Genomic DNA, 19,852 nt, shown 5'->3' on the forward strand with positions numbered 1-19,852 from the left:
TAGCGCTGACAAAAAGAAACAAGTAGGTGCTTAACAACCTACTGCAAGGCCTGAGCGAAACTGCGGATACTTTCGTCCGTCAACGCAGATGCCTCCGTATTGCTAACGTATTCAGCCGTTTGCGTAAGGTGGGTGAGTTGAGTTTCCCGCTCTGCAATAGTAGAAGGTGCTACATAGGGAAAGGGCATCACCGGCATACTAAAGCCATCGGCCGAGGCTGAGGTAAGATTATACAGTAAAGTATTTTGAATAGCGTCGGTTTCTTCAGTGTCGCGCTGCTGAGTTAGGTAGTCGATTACTACGCTGAAACTGCGCAGGATTTCTTGTTTTTCGGTTTCCGTCATGGGAGTAAAAATTAGCCGGTAACAACCTATCTGATTGGTTGGGCGAATTTGCTTTAACAAAAGCAACGTTTTGTCTTGCTTTAGGCTGAGCAAACTCAGAGAGGTTGAATCAGTTGGTTAATAATGAGCTGGTTGTGCTTGCGTGGTGTATTGCTCCAGGCAAGCATTGGTGGCAAAGGCGTAGTAGCAAGGCCATTGCAAGCACTCTTGTTCCAACCATAGCTCGCAATAGAATACGCCTAAATCATATAATTCGATGCTATAGTTTTCGTGCCAGCGTTGGGCCACTAGTTGGCCATATATGCGCACAAACTGGTCTTGCTGACTATAGGCCAGCTTTTGGAACTGTGAGTACGTAAGCAACATGGGAATTGACGGAGGTGGGCAGGAGCGGGGAGCAGAACAGATGATACTTACACCAGCAGAAAAACTGGCTTGCAGTATCCAGAACGCCAGACAAGAGTCCTCACAAAAAGGTTACTTTTTAAGGAAAAAATTGCTGTATTCTTGATAGATGAGGCTAAAAATTAACATAATTAAATTATGGACACCATTGTAAATGGCTGCGCCACCAGCCAAAACAAGGCGCGGGCAAAAGGATAAGGGCGTAAAAAAGGCGCGGGCAAGAACTGGCTGTGCGCAGATTGCCTGGAAATACGCAATGAGGCTACTGCCTTGAAGAAGCCTTTTCAGATAAGCGCCTGTCTATGTAGTTAGAAGTTAATCTTTTACTACTTGGGTTATGCTGTACCTGCTTGTTGGCGCTTTTTGGTTATTGCTACTGCTCTTTATTACAGTGCTTCTAATAAGCCAGCGCCGACAGCGGTGGTAATGCTTTGCGTAACTGCCAGATAAATCAGTTGGATAGCGTAACCGAAACGGGCCCTGTTGAGTAGAAACGAGCGGCAGAGAAAACGCACACCCCTTGCTATGGTAAGTGGGCACTCTGCAATGCAGGATACAGGCCTTTCGCAAGGCAGCTAATGCTGTAGCAGCATGTAATACTTAGCTACGTTGGCTTGTACAATAAAAGGCTAAACAGGACTTTTTTTGGCTACACTTGCCGGAAACGTAGGAAAAATATTACATTGGCGTCTGAAAACCCAGTTTTGTCACCCGTCACCCAAACTTCTAAGTGCTTTCCACATGAAAAAAAGCTTACTCGCTCTTTCTTTTTTAATGGGTCTTGGTTTACAAGGATATAGTCAGGGTACACCTGCCATTACTTCCTTTACGGCCCAAACTAATTCTCTGGCTCCTGACTATCGTATTGTTGGTATTCAGGCTATTGATGCTAACACGGCCTGGGGGCTGTCGGGTACGCTGAATGCGGCGGGCACAAGTATTGACGCCAACACTTACCTGCGCACTACCAATGGCGGCACTACCTGGACCAACGGCATTATTGCGCCTTCGGGCTTCACAGGCTACGTAGCCGGCAACCTGTTTGCATTGAATGCTACCACAGCCTGGGCTGCTATGTTCAGTGCTGGTGCCAGCAATGGTATTATTGTTAAAACCACCAACGGTGGTTCTACCTGGACGGCACAAACCGATCCTTCCACAACGGGCGCTTACCAGTTTGCAGCGCCTGCTGGCTTCGCTAACTGGGTGTATTTCTGGGATGCCAACAATGGCGTTTGCATGGGCGACCCAAACCGGACCTCAACCAGTTCGGTATCGTTCTTTGAGATTTATACTACCACCAATGGTGGTACCACCTGGACGCGCACCCCGCGTACTTCTGGTTTGATTAGCAACGGCAACGAATACGGTGTAACCAACCAATATCATGTGGTGGGTAATACCATCTGGTTTTCCACTCTGTATGACCCGGAAACCATCCTGTCGTCGGCGCGCGTATTCAAATCCACTGACCGTGGCCTGACCTGGACCAACTCGGCCAGCAACATACCTAACCGAGTGTCGGGCATTGTATTTGCCAACGCTAACAACGGCTTGCTCTGGAACGCCGAGAACGTCAGCGTTACCACCAACGGCGGTACCTCCTGGGCCACCCAGTCGTACACCACGCCTTTCCGTGATTCTGATGTAACGTCTATACCTGGCGGCAACACGTACGTAGCTGTTGGTTTGGATGCTCGGGTAGCTTCTCCAACTGCTGCCGACATCGGAACTTCTATCAGCCGCGACTATGGCGCTACCTGGACGACCATCGATAACCGTGCGCAATACCTGTCGGTTAGCTTTGCTTCGGGTACAGTAGGCTGGGCTGGGGGCTTCTCTGGCACGGCTGGCGGCGGCGGTATCGGCAAGTACACGGGGGCTAACATCCTGTCTAACCGCAACGCTGAGTTGCAAAAAACACTGGCCGTATATCCTAACCCAAGCAGCAACGGTGTCTTCACGGTGCAGCTGGCTTCGGGCCTGAAATCAGGGGCTACGGTGCGGGTAGTTGACGTAGTAGGCCGTCAGGTTGCGTCGCAGCAACTGAACGCCACAGCTCTTGCCGCCAAGTCAACAACCATCGACCTGAGCAAAGAGAAGGCTGGTATCTACACCTTGGAACTGCGCACCGAAGCTGGTGTGGCACAGCAGAAGCTGGTTGTAGAATAGTTTGTTTTGTAATTAAAAAAGCCCTCATCTGGAAAGATGAGGGCTTTTTTTGCATACTGCCATCCTGGACGGCGTAGCGGGTAACTGATTGAATAGCAAAAGGCTATGTAGCGCAAGATCGTGCTACTGAGTGGATGTAACCCTGGCAAAAGGACAGTGCTGCAACAGGGGTGGCCAAGCCCGGCAGCATCCCCGCTACAGGTAGATTTGCATGGCCGGCCAGCGGAAATATACGTGCTGGAACTAAGCACCACGGAAGGCCCAGCCCGCCAGAAACTGGTAGTACAGTAAGTCGCCGAAAATCAAGCGGAAAAACTTGTAAAAAAGCCCTCTTTTCAGTGTGAAAAGAGGGCTTTTTCGGGCCCGGAAAAATGTGCGATTTTAATGGGCACTTGCCTAGGATGATTTAGGTGAAAGCTGGCAAAAACGCAGAAAAATCGGTACTTTTGTAGGATAGCACAACCGCTAAATCTACGCCCGAAACATGAGCGAAACGAAAGAGAAAATAGCCGCCGAAGAACAGTACTCTGCCGATAGCATTCAGGTACTGGAAGGATTGGAAGCTGTGCGCAAGCGCCCTTCCATGTACATCGGCGACACCGGTGTAAAAGGCCTGCACCACTTGGTGTGGGAAGTAGTGGACAATTCCATTGACGAAGCCCTTGCCGGGCAGTGCGACCATATTGAGGTCTACATCCATCCCGGCAACGCCATATCCGTACAAGACAACGGCCGCGGAATCCCCGTGGGCATCAACCAGAAATTCGGCAAATCAGCCCTCGAAATTGCCCTGACCATGCTTCACGCGGGCGGCAAATTCGATAAAAACAGCTACAAAACCTCCGGTGGTCTGCACGGCGTGGGCGTGTCCTGCGTGAATGCGCTTAGCACCCACACCCACGTAACCGTCAAGCGCGACGGCCACATCTACGAGCAGGAGTACACCATCGGGGTGCCGCAGTACGACGTGCGCCAGGTGGGCGACACCACCGAGCGGGGCACCCGCGTGTGGTTCCAGCCCGACGCCACCATTTTCGACGAAACCACCGAGTATTCCTTCGAGCGGATTGCTACGCGTCTGCGCGAGCTGTCCTACCTGAACCGCGGTGTGCGCATTGTCCTCACCGATTTGCGCGAAGCCGATGAGAATGGCGAAGGCGCTACCCGGGAAGAGTTTTACTCGCAAGGCGGTCTGGCCGAATACGTGCAGTACCTCGACAACAGCCGTACCGTATTGATGACTACGCCCGTGTACGTGGCTACGGAGCGCGGTATTCCGGTGGAAGTGGCCTTCCAGTACAACGATTCGTATCAGGAGCACATTTTCTCCTACGTCAACAACATCAACACCCACGAGGGCGGCACGCACGTAGCCGGTTTCCGCTCGGCTATTACGCGGGTGCTGAAAGCCTACGCCGAAAAGTCGGGGGAAGTGGCCAAAGCCAAGGTGGAAATCCAGGGCGACGACTTCCGGGAAGGCCTCACCGCCATTATTTCGGTGAAAGTGGCTGAGCCCAAGTTTGAAGGCCAGACCAAAGGCAAGCTCGGTAACTCCGAAGTAAGCGGCGCTGTAAACCAGGTGGTAGGCGAAATCCTGAACCAATACCTGGAGGAAAACCCCAAGGAGGCCCGCGTCATCGTTGATAAGGTGATTCTGGCGGCCAAAGCCCGGGTAGCCGCCCGCAAAGCCCGCGAAATGGTGCAGCGCAAGTCGGTGCTGGGGTCCAACTCGTTGCCCGGTAAGCTGGCCGACTGCTCGGAATCAGACCCCTCCATCTGTGAGCTGTACCTGGTGGAAGGTGACTCGGCGGGCGGAACGGCCAAGCAAGGCCGTAACCGCGCGTTCCAGGCCATTCTGCCGCTGCGGGGTAAGATTCTGAACGTGGAGAAGGCGCAGGAGCACCGCATCTACGAGAACGAGGAAATCCGGAACATGATTACGGCCCTCGGCGTGAGCTTCGAAACCCGCACCGACGACGAAGACGGCAGCAGCAGCCGGTTCCTGAATCTGGACAAGCTCCGCTACCACAAAATCATCATCATGACCGACGCCGACATCGACGGCTCGCACATCCGGACCCTGATTTTGACGTTCTTCTTCCGCTACATGCGGGATTTGGTGGACAAAGGCTACATCTACATTGCCTTGCCACCGCTCTACCTCGTGAAGCGTGGCAAAGAGGAGCGCTACTGCTGGACCGAAGCCGAACGCCAGCAGGCCCAGGACGAAATGGGCCGCGGCAAGCCGGAAACCGTGAATGTGCAGCGCTACAAAGGACTGGGCGAGATGAACGCCGAGCAGCTCTGGACCACTACCATGCAACCCATGACCCGCTCCCTCAAGCGCGTAGACGTGGAATCGGCCGCCGAAGCCGACCACCTGTTCTCGATGCTGATGGGTGACGAAGTACCGCCTCGCCGCGACTTTATCGAGAAAAACGCTAAGTACGCTAAGCTGGACGTTTAGCTCCGTTTCCTACCACAACAAAAAAGCCCGCTGCATGCGGGCTTTTTTGTTGTATGAATTGCTGACATAACGGTCCGTCTTGCGCGGTAAAACGTATCATTTCTGCGTTACAAGGGCGTTATCTTTTACTAGGTAATTCTCACTGAACCGCGTTAAGCCACTATCTTGCCCGTCTACTGCCACCCGTTGCCTAAATCAGCGTAAGCCGGCGTATCCGCGCTTTGCTGCCTTGCCCTATGAAACTCTTCAAATCTGCCGACCTCATCCGTAAAAGCAAGTACATCAGCCGCGACTTAAGCTGGCTGCGCTTCAATTACCGCGTCCTCGACCAAGCCAAAGACCCCGGCCGGACGCTGTTTGACCGGATGCGGTTCCTGAGCATTACCTCGTCCAACCTCGACGAGTTCTTCATGATTCGGGTGGGGTCGTTATACAACTACCTCGACTACGGCAAGGAGCGGGTGGACTACTCGGGGTTGCGGGAGATGCCCTTCCGGCGCAAACTGCTCGACTTCGCGCACCGCTTCGTGAATGACCAGTCGATGACCTACCTCAACGAACTGAAGCCCCTGTTCGAGAAGAACGGCTTCAATATATTGAAGGTGAGTGATTTGACGGAAGTGGAGCTGAAGAAGGTGGATGGCTATTTCAAGAACACCATCTTCCCGCTGCTCACGCCCATGGTGTACGATTCGTACCACGGTTTCCCACTGATGGTCAACCAGATGCTGGTGCTGGGCGTGGTGACGCGCACTGGTAGCGGCGACCTGGAAACCGAGAAAGGGCAGGAGCGCATTACGTTCGTGCAGATTCCGCAGAACCTGTCGCGCTTCTTTGAGCTAAGCCGCAAAGACAAGGTAATGTTCGTGCCCATTGAGGACATTGTGCGCGAAAACCTGCCGAAGCTGTTCCGCAACGTCAGCATCGAATCGGCCAACCTGTTCCGCATCACCCGCAACGGTGACTTCACGCTGGAAGAGTCGGAAGATATTGATACCGACTTTATTAAGGAGCTTCAGCAGGGCCTTAAAACCCGTAAGCGGGGCCGGGTGGTGCGGCTGGAAGTGGAGCCCGATGCCTCGCCGCTGCTCATGGCGGTGCTGAAAGAGCGGTGGAAGATTGATAACGGCAATGTGTTTGTTATCAGCTCGTTGGTGGATTTGAAAGGGCTGCTGCAAATTCTGAAACACCCGAATTTCCGGGGTAGGGGGTCGAAGCTGCCTTCGCCGGTGGCGCCGCTAAGCTTGCCGGAAGGGGCCGACGAAAACCTGTTCGAGTACCTCAAGCACCACGACGTGCTGCTGCACCACCCCTACAACAGCATCGAGCCCATGGTGCGCCTGCTGGAACAGGCCGCCGAGGACCCGCAGGTGCTGGGGATCAAGCAAACCATCTACCGCCTGGCCGAAGATTCGCGGGTGTCGGCGGCGTTGCTGAAGGCGGCGGAAAACGGCAAGCACGTATCGGTGCTGTTTGAAATCAAGGCCCGTTTCGATGAGGAGCGCAATATTCGGGAGGGGGCGCGGCTGGAAAAGGCCGGCTGCTTTGTCATCTATGGGGTGAGCAAGTACAAGACACACACCAAGATGCTAATGATTATCCGCAAGGAAGGCGAAAAGGTAACGCGCTACGTGCACATCGGCTCGGGCAACTACAACGAGCAAACCAGCAAGCTCTACACCGACGTGAGCATGCTCACCACCAACGACGTGTACGGCCACGACGTGTCGGAATTCTTCAACGTCATCACCGGCCACTCGCAGCCCGACGACTACGAGTATTTGATTACGGCGCCCAAAGACATGCGCCAGCAGCTGATCCACCTGATTCGGGAGGAAGTGCGCAATGCCAAAAAAGGCTTGCCAAGTGGCATCATCATGAAAATGAACTCCTTGGAAGACAAGGAGATGATTGACGAGATGTACCGGGCTTCCAAGGCCGGCGTGCCCATCCGCTTTATTGTGCGCGGCATTTGCTGCCTGCGGCCGGGCCGGCCAGGGCTGAGCGAGAACATCGAGGTGCGCAGCATCGTGGGCGACCTGCTGGAACACTCCCGGCTGTTCTATTTCCACCAAGCCGGCCAGCCCAAAGTGTACGCCGGCTCGGCCGACGTAATGGTGCGCTCCTTCGACCGGCGTATTGAGGCGCTGTTCCTGATTGTGAATCCGCAGCTGAAGCGGGAGGCCATCAGCATTCTGATGCTTAACCTGCTGGACAACCAGAACGCCTACATCATGCGTGAAGATGGCGCCTACATCCGGCGGCAGCCCACGCCCGACGAACCCATCGTAAACGTGCACCGGGACTTCTACCGCCGCGACGAAGAGCGCCTGGCGGCGGCTACGCCCGAGAAGCTACTGGCACTGCTAAGCAAGCAAACCTCTCGGAGCGAAGTATCCGACGTGCCAGTGGTTGACGATGAGCCAGGTAGCGCGGAACTGGAAGGTGAAGTGCTCGGCAGTGAAGCGGATGCCACGGGTAGCGAAGCAGCCGAAGGGGAAGAACAGTTTGCTTATCCGGCCGCAGTTATAGAGAAATACGAAGGCGAAGCCAGCTTGCCTAACGTGTAAAAAGCCAGCTGACCACTGGAAAAGCAGGTAAACAAAGTGGGGAGTAAGAACCAGACTATCTGGTCCTTACTCCCTACTTTGTTTTTCAGGTGTACTGCTATTCTACTTCCGTTGGGCGGCTTTGCGGGGTGGGGAAGGGTACCGTAAGCGAATGGTCTTCGCGGGCCCGGATTTCATCGAAATGTTCCTCGAACAGCGTTTGGAGCATGCCGTCTTTCAGGCCGATATCGGGCACAATCATCTGGTGCACGTTGGCCCATTCCATAGCTGATAGGTAGATGTGGCCAGCCGGCACAATGACGTCGGCGCGGTCGGGGTTGAGCATGGCCACGTTCACCCGCTCATCCATGCTCATGCTGGTGAGGTTGTGCAGCACGGTGGCAATGCGGCGGCGCGTCACCGACTTATCGAGTTGCTGCGGCTGCGCAATGCTGTAGAGCTTGTTGATGTTGCCGCCGGTGCCAATGGCGCGCGTCACGTGGTAGCGACGGGCGTTTTCTTTCACCCATTCCTCCATGCGCTGCCACAGGTCGTTCTGGGCCGCAGTAGATGCCAGGCCGCTTTCTTCTTGCTGCATCCGCCGAATCGAGCCGATTTCAAACGACTGTGAAGCTACTTTGCGCCGGTCGTGGTAGATGTTGAACTCGGTGCTGCCGCCGCCTACATCAATGTGCAGGTAGTGCTTTTTGTCTTCCAGCAAATGCTCGATTACGCGGTTGATGTAGGCGGCTTCATCCTGGCCATCAATTACCAGCACCTTCATGCCCAGCTCCCGTTCAATACGGGCCGCTACTTCGGCGCCATTAGCGGCAGTGCGCATCGCCGAGGTGGCGCAAACCAAATAGTGGTTGGGGGCCACATCATGCACTTCCATCAGCAGCTTGAGGGCGTGCAGAAACTTGATGAACTTCTCCTGCTTTTTGTCGGAAATGGTGCCGGTGGCAAACACATCTTCGCCCAGCCGCAAGGGGTAGCGCACATATTCCACCCGCTTGAGGCGGTACCGGTCGCCGTAGTGGAGCACTGCTGAAATCTGGCAACGGACGGCGTTAGAGCCTATATCAATAGCGGCCAGTTTCAGTAGCGGATACTCCATCAGGAAGGCAGGTAAAGTTGAGATTTCGGCCAAAGATAGCCGTTTGCGCAGACTGGACTAGCTTTTAGTAAGAAACCACCCACGTACTACTGCCAGCCAGCCAAGCAAAGTCGTCAACTTCACTTGGCTGGCAGAGTCGAAGAGAGCAGGTTAGTTGTCAATCCGGAAGCCCACGCCAAACCGAATCAGGCCGTTTTCCGGCGACTGTTGGTAGGAGAAAGACAAGGCGTACTGGTCGGAAACCGGGGCCAGGTAGAAGCCCGCGCCATAGCCCTCGTGCCAGCCGCCCGGCGACGAGCCTTTATAGTACACCCGGCCCCGGTCGTAGAACCCGAATACGCCGTAGGAAAAGGGCAGAAATGCCTTTTGTACCCGGCCCAGCGCCAGGCGCAGCTCCGTGTTCAGGTAGAGGCTGGCGTCGCCGGTGAAGCGGTTGCGGTAGTAGCCGCGCAGGTTTTCGTTGAGGCCCAGGCTGGTGAATTTGTAGAACGGTATTTCGTCGTCGGGGCCGTAGTTTTTGCCGCCGCCACCTTTCACCACCAGCGTAACCGGAATGCCCAGGCGGGCCGTGCCGTAGTACTCTGCGAAGCCCTGGGTGAGCCCAAACAACTCTTGGCCCTGGTTGAGCTGATAATACGTGTTGTGGCGAGCCACTAGGCGCACGCCGCGCCGCGCAAAGTTCTGCCGGTCGCGCAAATCGAGGTCGAATAATCCGTTTAAGCCTAGCAACTGCTGCTTGCTGGTGTTGGGGCGCCGGTCGTCGGTGCCGGGTAGCTGGCCGTTTAGCAGTTCTCCCAGGTAGCTGTTGCCCGCAAAGTCCGACGTGTACTGCTCGAACGACGGACCCACGCGCAACACGCTGCGCCGCAGGAAAACCCGCTCGGTAAACACGTTTATGGTGTAGCCTTTGTAGCGGGCGCGGTAATAGTTGTTGTCGAAGCGGGCTTCGTCTTTCTGGGTGTCGTTGCCGAGGCCGAAGAAGTTGTAAAACGGGAAATAGGCGCCGTAGTCTATGGCCGCGCCCACGTCCCAGCGCCCAAAGGCATACCGGTACCGAGAGGCCAGCCCTACCTGAAAATTGCCGCCCGTGGAGCCGCGCAGATTGAACGTGTAGAGGTTGCGGTAGCCCGGTTTGCGGAAGCCCTGGCGGTTGAAGTTGATGCCTACGCCCGCTCCAAAACCGTCGTTGCGGTTGTAGATTAAGGTGGCGCTTGGGGTGTAGCCGTTGTACTGAAAGGATTCCCGTTCGTAGCGGTTTACATCGGGGCGCAGAGACGTGCGGTTGTCACTTTCGGGGCCGAGCTGGAGCTGGGTATCCGGCACGTCGTAGATTTTGGTGAGGGCCCGCAAGCCCCCGGCGCGGGAGTTGTCGGTTATCTGGTCTTTGCCCTCGCCCCCGATAATGCGCACCAGCACGCTCTTGCCGGCCGTGCCCGTTACGTTGAACACGTCTTTGCCGTCGAGCCCATACAGGCAGATTTCCTCAGTTTCGTCGCGCTTGAACGTGCGCTCAAACAGCGGTTCCCCTTTGGCAGTACCGTCTTCCTTGTCTTTCTTGAATAGCTGCACCCGCACGTTACCGTCGGCCAGGCGGGTCACTTCAAACACCTCGTTCTTGTTGGAGCCCACCACGTCCACGCGCTTCGCCAGCATGAGGTAGTACTCGTCCAGCACTTTGGGCAGCTCCTGAATGCGGGCTTTGAGCTTGCGGTTCAGTTCGTTGCCTGACAGCGGCATCAGCTCGGGCGGAAGCTGGGCCGTGGCTTCATCAATGGCGGCCGGCGTGATGCGCTGCTGGAGGTAGCGCCCAATTTCCTGCCACTGCTCCCGCGTCAGGCTTTGCAGCAGAAACCGGTCCAGGTCTTTGGCGGGCCAGTTCAGGCTTTTGAGGTCGTGAAATTCCGTTTGAAAGTCCTCGATGCTGCCCACCGCCCATTCGCGGTTGGCCAGGTAAGTCAGCAGGCCGTTCCAAAGCGTGAAGGCCTGGTCCCGGTCGCGCGGAATGGGTTTGTAGATGGTTTTCTTGCCTTGCTTGTAGCCGGCCCATTTCCAGTTGTCTTCGTGCTTGCCGAAGTCGGCCACCAGCATATCAAAGGCGCGGGCCCGCCCAAAGGCCTCGGCATCAATGCGGTTGTCGTTATCCTTGTAGAGCTGGCGGAAAAAGCTGAACGAGCGGCGCACCTCATCGGCCCCTCCAAAACCGGGCAGGTTGGGTTTAGGGTCTTTGGGGCTGTCTTCGAGGGTGCCCAGCATGCCGGAATAATCGGCGCGGTAGGCGCCTAGCTGGTTGTTGTCGGGCAGCGCAAACAGGCGCGGCCGGGCGTGCAGAATGTCGGTTTTGTCGAGCATTGAGCTGATAACCAACGCCGAATATGGGTGCGCCGTGGGCGTAATACCGCGCAGCACGTCGGCCGCCACCGACTTTTGCAGCTCCGGCGGCAGAATCTTGGTTACGTCTTTGTCAACCGAGCGAAACACGTACTCCGACGAGTCGGCGGCAATAACCTTGAGTGAAGTGGTTTGGCGGCCGCCGCCGCGCCCAAACGGCCGGAGCCCGCCTTTCTCGGTGGCGAGGTTGAGCGTGCGCACCCGCACCGGCTGGGTCCAGGAGGTGCGGTACACCGGCCCCAGAAAAAACCGCGAAGAAGCTGAGCCGCCATACTGCGGCCCGGCCGCTACCGTTTGGGTGGCCTGAAAAGGCGCATCGGGCTTGAACTCAGCCACGCCTTTCGGCGCCGAAGGACACTCGGGAATGAAGCTGTTGACGGGTACGCCCGGCAGCCGCGGCTGCTGGCACGCCGACTGAAACAGAGTGCCCGCGTACGACTCCTGCGCCGTGGTGCCGGCCGCATCGAACGTGTAGAAATGGGCCTTTACGGTGCCGTCGGCAAAGTATTCGAGCTTGGAAAAGCCTTCTTCCGACTTGTTGTACAACGCCTTGCCGCCCGCGCCTACGTGCTGCTTTTCAGCGAAGGAGCCGGCAATAAGGTGGTAGTTGTCGTCGCGGCGGTTGAGTTGCAGGCTGTAGTCGTGGGCGGCGGCGTACACGGCGCCGGGATGGTCGCGCAGGGTGTTGAGCAACTCCTTGCTGAACTCCTGATACGCCGGATTGGCCAGGTCGCGCGGGGTGCCCACGTTCTGGCGGTAGGCGGCGTATATCGTGCCGAACACCGGCGGCAGCAGGTGGCGGCTCAGGGGCTGCTTGCCGCCGTACACGCCGTTGCTGATAACCGGCTGATGCCCCAGTAGCAGCACGTTCTTGTCTTTGGTATCGTCGAGCAGGTCTTGCAGCTGCTCCCGGAACTCCTGCTGCGTCAGGGTTTTGCAGTCGGTGTCGGGGGCCTCGGGGCGGCGGAAGGGGTGCGTAAACCACGGCGAGTTAAGGGCGACCAGGCGCACGTTGGGTGCTACGTCCACCACTTCGGGGCCGGGGCAGCCGCCGGTGGGCACAAACGCATTCTGGCCCGGCAGACGCTTCTCGATATAGTCTTCCAGCCGCCGCACGCGCTTGAGCCCGTCCCGGCCGGAGTTAGCCCAGTCCCGGTCGCCGGGCACAAAGTAGATTTTGCCATTGGGCAGGCCCTGCACCAGCGCCAGCAGAGCATCCACGCGGGCCGTTTCGTTGCCCCTGGTTGAGTCGTTTTTGGTGCCCAGGCCCTGCGGACCTACAATATCACCTAAGTGTACTACCGTGAACGTGCCGGGCTGCGCTTCCAGGCTCTTGCGCAAGGCTTTTAGGTGCGCAGTGGGTAAGTCGGCGGTGGCGGTGTTGCCGAGCAGGTAAACCGTGTGGGTGGCTGGGGAGGAAGTGGTCTGAGCCAGAAGGGGAGAAGTAGCTAGGCCAAGTGTGGCTAGCAACAGGCTGCGGAAAGGTGAGGGCATATAATACGAGCTAGGTACCTGCTTACGCAGTATTGAATAACAAGATTAAATTAAAATTAATCTTGTTATTGTTCCTACGTTCCGATGCGCCCTAGTCAATAGGAGCGACGACGCAGTGCCCGGTGTGTCAACCAAACGCAGAGGCACGGCAACCCTACCCACAAGGCCTCACTGCCGAGTACGCGCAAGCCTCTTACCCCTATAAAATTTCGGATTCCGATGGGGGAAACCTGAATTGGGCGGAACGAAAAAAAGTAGCGGTGCTGGTTGAAGGGGCTGAAAAATGCTACGCCCAGCCCGCCCGTAGTCATGGCATCAAGCACACCATGCGAGGTTGTAGCCAGGAATAACAACAGCCATAGCCGCGCCAGTGGCGGCCGGTGGCCAGAGCGCAGTAGCCTGGCCACACCAACAAGCGCCGTGGCCACTACGGCCGCCGCTAGTATCGAATGGGTAAGACCCCGGTGACCCCAGAGGCTGGCGTATGACACATGAAATTTGAAGCCGATAACATCGGCATCGGGCAGAAAGGCACACGCCGCCGCTAGCAACCACCAGCGCCAATACCGTCGCTCTGGCAGTATCACGGCGCCTATCGTGGCCCCTAGCAACGTGTGTCCGAATACAGAAGCCATAGGTAGGCCGAAAGTTCTAGTTCTAAGCCGCTATACGATTCGCTACAACGCTCTGATAAGCTCGGCTGCCACCCGCGGTACGCCCGTGCTGGCAGGCTCGGTGATGAAGTGCAAGTTCGGCCGGCGTAGGAGCGGGGGTTGCTGCGGGTCGATGACGTAAATGGGGCAGGCGCCAGGGGCGTAATGCACCAGATTAGCAGCCGGGTACACTTGCAACGACGTGCCCACAACCAGAAAAATATCGGCCGTGGCAGCTTCATCCATGGCCAGTTCCATCAAGGGCACCTGCTCCCCAAACCACACAATGTTCGGGCGGAGTTGGTGGCCTTTTTCGCACAGTTCGCCCAGTTCAATCCGGTCTGAATCCATGGGGTATACCAGTTCCTCATGCAACGAGCTGCGCGACTCAAACAGCTTGCCGTGCAGGTGCATGACGTTTGTGGAGCCTGCCCGCTCGTGCAAATCATCCACGTTCTGCGTTACGATAACCACGTCGAAATCCTGCTCCAGCGCCGCCAAAGCCAGATGGCCTGCATTGGGCTGCGCGGCCCGCGCCGCCGTACGCCGTTGGTTGTAGAAATCCAGCACTAGCTCGGGGTTGCGGGCCCAGCCTTCCGGCGAGGCTACGTCTTCCACCCGGTGTCCTTCCCACAGTCCATCGGAGCCCCGAAAGGTTGCCAAGCCACTTTCGGCGCTGATGCCCGCCCCGGTGAGGGCTACTAGTTTCTTTTTATTAGTCATGATAGTACGGTCGATAGGGTGCAATAACTCACGCAAAGCTGCTGCTGAAACCACAGATTCACAATGGGGTAACCGGCGAAATAACGCGCAAGTTGCCTTGGTTACGCATTAATCGAACCGCCGCAGTTCCTCCCTACCAAACGTCCATTCCGGCGTATCAAACCGCGCATTGTTCGGATTCACGGCAAACCATACGCCTCTTGCTGCCGCCGCATCCCGTAGCACGTGTATTTGCTGGGCCGGCATATAGCTTTGGGCCAGCAGCACGTAGCGCTGGCCCGTAGCCGGCAGTTCGGCTACATCCAGCACCAACACCGCGTGGCCCGGCGAGCCGCCCCGGATGAATACGTCGCCGGGCTGCACGCTGGCCAACGGGGTCGGGGTCAGCTCACGGGCCAATGACAAGGTGCCAGCGTACGTGAAAATCTGGTCGAGGTAGCGGCGGAATACGGTGTGGGTGGGCTGTTCCACGGCTTTGGGGGCGGCAACTACTGCGTTGTCGCGCACCTGGAACCCTCGGCCGCGGTACCAGTCAGCAAACCGAATATCGTCGCCACTGGTCAGGTGGAAATGCACTTGATTGGGCTGGCGGGAATACTCGTACTCGCCGCGTAACCGAATTACGGCGTCGGCACACTGCTGCAAATCCCGGCTGCCCACGTCAATGTTCAGCACGGCCGCATGTACGTTTTGCGGGTCTTTCAGCCGGCCATTAAACAGATGGACTGCCGTGCCAGCCGGCAGCAGCGGCAAATAACGCAGCCAGTGCCCGAAAGAGCCCGGAGTAAGTGCTACCCGGCGGCAACCCGGCGGCGGCGCAAACCGTGCGGCCAAGCTGTGTTGAGTTTTATAGGAGCCAGCCGGTAGCCAAGCGTAGCGGTTTGGGCCCGACGGAGCAGGGGTTCCTTGCTGGTTATTGGCAGGCTTCTGGGTTGTAGCAACAGGGGGCGTGCAGTGAAAAGCAGACAGCAAGGCCGCTACAGCAAGCGGAAAACAAGTTAGCATATACAGCGGCGGCTAGAAATTCATTAACGCTGTATGCGCCGCCCTCAGTATGCAAGCAGTAGCGCAAAAGCCCACTGATTTTGTGTTGCTACACCATGCCCCAGCGCAAATTCCAGCTACGGCCTCACTTAAAAGCAAGCGGCCCACCGAGTATGTCCGGTGGGCCGCTTGGCTTATTGTAAGGATGTGCAGAAAGGTTATTTCGCCTTGGCGGTTGCCTTTTTAGTGGCAGTGGTGCCGGCAGCCTTCTTGGCCGCTGGCTTTTTAGCTGCCGGCTTCTTGGTAGTTGCGGCCGGTTTTTTCTTAGCGGGCTTATCAGCCGTTGCTTCTGCGTCGGCTGCCGGAGCGGCTTTCTTGGCGAAACGGCCGCCTTTAGCAGGCTTGTCGGGGGTGGCGGCGGCTAGTTCCAGGCAGCGTTCCAGCGTGAGGCCGGCGGGTTCTTCACCTTTCGGAATCTTCACGTTCTTTTTGCCGGCCACAATGTAGGGCCCAAACCGACCATTCAGTACCTGAACATCCGGGTTTTCCGGGAACTCCTTAATGAGGCGCTCGGCATCGGTTTTGCGCTTGTTCTCAATCAGGTCAATGGCTTCCTGAGCCGTAATGGTGTGCGGGTCCTGCTCCTTAGTGAGCGAATAGAACTTGCTGTCGTGGCGGATGTACGGCCCGAAACGACCCAGCGCCGCCGTCATCGACTTGTCCTCGAACTCACCGACAATACGCGGCAGCTTGAACAGGTCGAGGGCTTCTTCCAGCGTGATATTCTCGATGAACTGGCCTTTGCGCAAGCTGGCGTACACCGCTTTTTCGTCTTCGGGCGCCCCTTCTTTCGGCTCGATCTGCACGTACGGGCCATAGCGGCCCAAGCGGGCCGTTAGTTTCTGGCCGGTTTCCGGATGCACCCCAATCACGCGGGTGCTACTGAGCGTACTCCGCTCGATGTCCTGGCCGCGCTCCACGGTTTCGTGGAAAGTGCCGTAGAAGCCCGCCAGCATATCGGTCCACTGTTCGTGGCCGTTGGCAATCTGGTCGAATTCGTCTTCCACTTTGGCCGTGAACTGGAAATCCACGATAACCGGGAAGTGCTCCACCAGGAAGTCGTTGACTACCATAGCAGTATCCGTTGGGAAGAGCTTGGCTTTGTCGGCCCCGTAGGTTTCGGTTTTCACTTCCGTTTTCACCTCGCTGCCCTCCAGCGTCAGCACATGAAACTTGCGTTCCTTGCCTTCGCGAGAGTCTTTTTCCACGTAGCCGCGCTTCTGAATAGTGCTGATGGTAGGGGCGTAAGTGGAAGGCCGGCCGATGCCCATTTCTTCCAGTTTCTTCACCAACGAAGCCTCCGTGTAGCGCGCCGGCGGCGACGCAAACCGCTCCAGGGCGCGCAACAGCTGCAACGGCAACTGCTGGCCCACTGTAAGCGGCGGCAGCCCCCGCGAAAACGACGAATCCGCGTTGGTTGCTTCGTCCTGCTCTTCCTCGTCTTTGCTCTCGGCATACGCCTTTAGAAAGCCTTCGAAGGTAATGACCTCCCCCGTAGCCGTCAGCGTGACGCCGGGCTGGGTGCTGATGCCAATAGTAGCTACCGTGCGCTCAATTACCGCGTCGGCCATCTGAGAGCCCATAGCCCGCTTCCGAATCAGGTCGTAGAGGCGCTGCTCCTGCGAGTCGGAGCCGGCTTTCACCAGCGCGAAATCGGTAGGCCGAATGGCTTCGTGCGCCTCCTGCGCCGAGGCCGATTTGGTTTTGTACACCCGGGTTTGAGCGTACTCGGGGCCATAAGCCCGGCTGATTTCGTCTTTGGCAGCGGCCAAGGCATCCTGCGACAGGTTCACCGAGTCGGTCCGCATGTAGCTGATTTTACCGGCTTCGTAAAGCTTCTGCGCCACGCTCATGGTCTGCGCCACCGAGAAGCCCAACTTGCGCGACGCTTCCTGTTGCAGCGTAGAGGTAGTGAATGGCGGCGCAGGGCTGCGCTTACCGGGTTTCTTTTCGAGGTTCTCAATCCGGTACTCCGCGCCTACGCACCGCGTCAGAAATGCCTCGGCATCTTCCCGCGCCGTGAAGCGCTTCGGCAGCTCCGCTTCCAGCACCGCCCCGCGGCCGGCATCGAAACGAGCGGTAATGCGGTACGCCGACGAAACTTTAAACTGGTTGATTTCCCGCTCCCGCTCCACCACAATCCGCACCGCTACGCTTTGCACCCGGCCCGCCGAGAGGCCGGCTTTCACTTTCTTCCAGAGCACCGGGCTCAGCTCGAAACCCACCAACCGGTCGAGGACGCGGCGGGCCTGCTGGGCATTTACCAGGTTCAGGTCGATTTCGCGCGGGTTGTCGATGGCCGTGAGGATGGCGCTTTTGGTGATTTCCCGGAACACGATGCGGCGGGTTTTGTCGCTGCCACTTAGGTTGAGCGTTTCCGCCAAGTGCCACGAAATGGCTTCTCCTTCCCGGTCATCGTCACTTGCCAACCATACCGTTTCCGCTTCCTTCGACAGCTTTTTCAGCTGCGCAATTATTTCGCGCTTATCCGCCGATACTACATAGGTAGGCTTGAAGCCGTTGGCAATATCAATGGCATTATTGTCTTTCGGAAGGTCACGTACGTGGCCGAAAGAGCTTTTTACGATATAGTCCTTACCCAAATACCCTTCAATGGTTTTGGCTTTGGCGGGTGATTCGACGATGACTAAATTTTTAACCATTGGGCGGTAGTAGTGGCAGCAGTAGACAGCTAACTAAGAGAAAACTTAATTAGAAAACGATTCGGCGAGTGGGAAGTTGAATTTTGCCGCAAAGATGATGGAATAATCTGGTGTCCCATTCTCTGGCGCACAATAACTCTGCCACATCTCCTTAGTAATACGGTTCGATGGCAACAACGGATTAAAGTGAAGAGGTTCACATAAATCTTTTCTTCCTGCTTCACCAAGGCCATAATCCTGTGCGGCGAAACAACCGTATTCGTTACCTTTGCCAAGTAAGGGTAAGCCCCTTTTTGGCCCGCTCTTGTTTGCTTTGCCCACTTTCCACGGGCCTCGCTACTCCTACTTTCTGGCATCAGGTAAGACCACCACCCCATCCGCCCGTCGCGCCACACCCGCAGATACTTCCACCGCTGCTGCTGAGCCTGACCAGGTTACCACAACTGCACCCAACGGAGAAAGTAGCCGCAAAAGCGCCGCTAGCCGGAGCAGCCGCCGCAACGAGGCTGTGCAAAACCCGGCCTATGTAAACGACCAACTCAACCGGGTGCTGTTTGCGTTGGATGCCTTCAAAAAAGGCGACGTGTCGGTGCGGCTCACCAAGCAAACCGACGATATTTTCGCCGAAATAGCCGAAGCCTACAACTCGATGGTGGAGATGATAGGCGGGGTAGGGGGCGAAGTGTCGCGCATTTCGAAAGTGGCCGGGGTGGAAGGCAACCTGAAAGCCCGGGCCTCGGCCGACAACGCCGCCGGTTTCTGGCGCGACATGATTAATAATATCAATGGCCTCGTGGACAGCATTGCTGTGCCGGTGCTGGAAGTGGGCAAGGTGCTCAAGAACATCAGCAAAGGCAACCTCGACGAAACCTTCCAGATTCCGGTTTCTGGCGACTTCAAGGTGATGGCCGAAACTATCAACAAGACCATCGACAACCTCAACCTGTTTGCCGGCGAAGTAACCCGCGTGGCGCAGGAAGTAGGTACCGAAGGCAAATTGGGCGGCCAGGCGTCGGTACCGAACGTCGGCGGGGTGTGGAAAGACCTGACCGACAACGTGAATACCATGGCCTCGAACCTGACCTCGCAGGTGCGTGACATTGCCAACGTGGCTACCGCCGTAGCCAAAGGCGACCTGAGCCAGAAGATGACCGTGGACGTGAAGGGCGAGGTGCTGGAGCTGAAGAACATCCTCAATCAGATGGTGGACTCGCTCAACATCTTCGGCGACGAAGTAACCCGTGTGGCTTTGGAAGTAGGCACCGAAGGCAAACTCGGGGGCCAGGCCTCCGTGCCCAACGTGCGCGGCACTTGGAAAGACCTGACCGACAACGTGAACTACATGGCGTCGAACCTGACCAGTCAGGTGCGCGACATTGCCAACGTAGCCAACGCCGTAGCTAAAGGCGACCTGACCCAGAAGATGACCGTGGACGTACGCGGCGAGTTGCTGGACTTGAAGCAGAACCTGAACCAGATGGTGGACTCGCTGAACCTGTTTGCTGGCGAAGTAACCCGCGTGGCCCTGGAGGTAGGTACCGAAGGTAAGTTGGGTGGTCAGGCGTCTGTGCCGAATGTGGCCGGCGTGTGGAAGGACCTGACCGACAACGTGAACTTCATGGCGTCCAGCCTCACGTTGCAGGTGCGCGACATTGCCAACGTGGCTACCGCCGTAGCTAAAGGCGACTTAAGCCAGAAAGTGACGGTGGAGTTGAAAGGGGAACTGCTGGACTTGAAGCAGAACCTGAACCAGATGGTGGACTCGCTGAACCTGTTTGCTGGCGAAGTAACCCGCGTGGCCCTGGAGGTAGGTACCGAAGGTAAGTTGGGTGG

General features: G+C 56.9%; 11 protein-coding genes. 4 read left to right on the forward strand and 7 right to left on the reverse strand.

Annotated features, from left to right (window positions below; translation table 11 throughout):
• Positions 1 to 38: 38 nt before the first annotated feature.
• Positions 39 to 344, reverse strand: a complete 306-nt coding sequence (locus tag J0X19_RS02355) for a hypothetical protein (RefSeq protein ID WP_206980409.1) — start codon at positions 342 to 344, stop codon at positions 39 to 41.
• Between the two features lie 1,179 nt (positions 345 to 1,523).
• On the opposite strand from J0X19_RS02355, the gene J0X19_RS02360 reads away from it, so the two are divergent.
• From J0X19_RS02360 to ppk1, 3 genes are all read left to right on the forward strand, one after another.
• On the forward strand, positions 1,524 to 2,921 hold the full coding sequence (locus J0X19_RS02360) for a T9SS type A sorting domain-containing protein (RefSeq protein ID WP_206980418.1): 1,398 nt from the start codon (positions 1,524 to 1,526) through the stop codon (positions 2,919 to 2,921).
• 484 nt (positions 2,922 to 3,405) lie between these two features.
• A complete protein-coding gene (gyrB, locus tag J0X19_RS02365) occupies positions 3,406 to 5,388 on the forward strand; it encodes a DNA topoisomerase (ATP-hydrolyzing) subunit B (RefSeq protein WP_206980420.1) in 1,983 nt (660 codons plus the stop codon).
• 236 nt (positions 5,389 to 5,624) lie between these two features.
• A complete protein-coding gene (gene ppk1 / locus J0X19_RS02370) occupies positions 5,625 to 7,958 on the forward strand; it encodes a polyphosphate kinase 1 (RefSeq protein WP_242581842.1) in 2,334 nt (777 codons plus the stop codon).
• Positions 7,959 to 8,055: 97 nt separating this feature from the next.
• Here ppk1 and J0X19_RS02375 read toward each other — a convergent pair whose 3' ends face one another.
• The 6 genes from J0X19_RS02375 to topA form a co-directional block, all read right to left on the reverse strand.
• Complete coding sequence (locus J0X19_RS02375) at positions 8,056 to 9,087, reverse strand: Ppx/GppA phosphatase family protein (protein WP_317194732.1); 1,032 nt, start codon at positions 9,085 to 9,087, stop codon at positions 8,056 to 8,058.
• Positions 9,088 to 9,204: 117 nt separating this feature from the next.
• Entirely contained in the window at positions 9,205 to 12,936 is a 3,732-nt protein-coding gene (locus J0X19_RS02380; RefSeq protein WP_206980421.1) for a hypothetical protein, read from the reverse strand.
• Between the two features lie 95 nt (positions 12,937 to 13,031).
• Positions 13,032 to 13,571, reverse strand: a complete 540-nt coding sequence (locus J0X19_RS25205; RefSeq protein ID WP_206980423.1) for a metal-dependent hydrolase — start codon at positions 13,569 to 13,571, stop codon at positions 13,032 to 13,034.
• A 42-nt stretch (positions 13,572 to 13,613) separates the two neighbouring features.
• The gene (locus J0X19_RS02390; RefSeq protein WP_206980426.1) at positions 13,614 to 14,312 is read right to left on the reverse strand and encodes an SIR2 family NAD-dependent protein deacylase; all 699 of its coding nucleotides are present in this window, start codon (positions 14,310 to 14,312) and stop codon (positions 13,614 to 13,616) included.
• A 108-nt stretch (positions 14,313 to 14,420) separates the two neighbouring features.
• On the reverse strand, positions 14,421 to 15,146 hold the full coding sequence (locus tag J0X19_RS02395; protein ID WP_206980428.1) for a DUF4846 domain-containing protein: 726 nt from the start codon (positions 15,144 to 15,146) through the stop codon (positions 14,421 to 14,423).
• A 368-nt stretch (positions 15,147 to 15,514) separates the two neighbouring features.
• Complete coding sequence (topA, locus tag J0X19_RS02400) at positions 15,515 to 18,019, reverse strand: type I DNA topoisomerase (protein ID WP_206980430.1); 2,505 nt, start codon at positions 18,017 to 18,019, stop codon at positions 15,515 to 15,517.
• 313 nt (positions 18,020 to 18,332) lie between these two features.
• Between topA and J0X19_RS02405 the strand changes: the two genes are divergently transcribed.
• On the forward strand, positions 18,333 to 19,852 hold a 1,520-nt coding region (locus J0X19_RS02405), incomplete at its 3' end, for a HAMP domain-containing protein (protein WP_242581844.1).

The organism is Hymenobacter telluris, from assembly GCF_017313265.1.
Taxonomy (GTDB): domain Bacteria; phylum Bacteroidota; class Bacteroidia; order Cytophagales; family Hymenobacteraceae; genus Hymenobacter; species Hymenobacter telluris.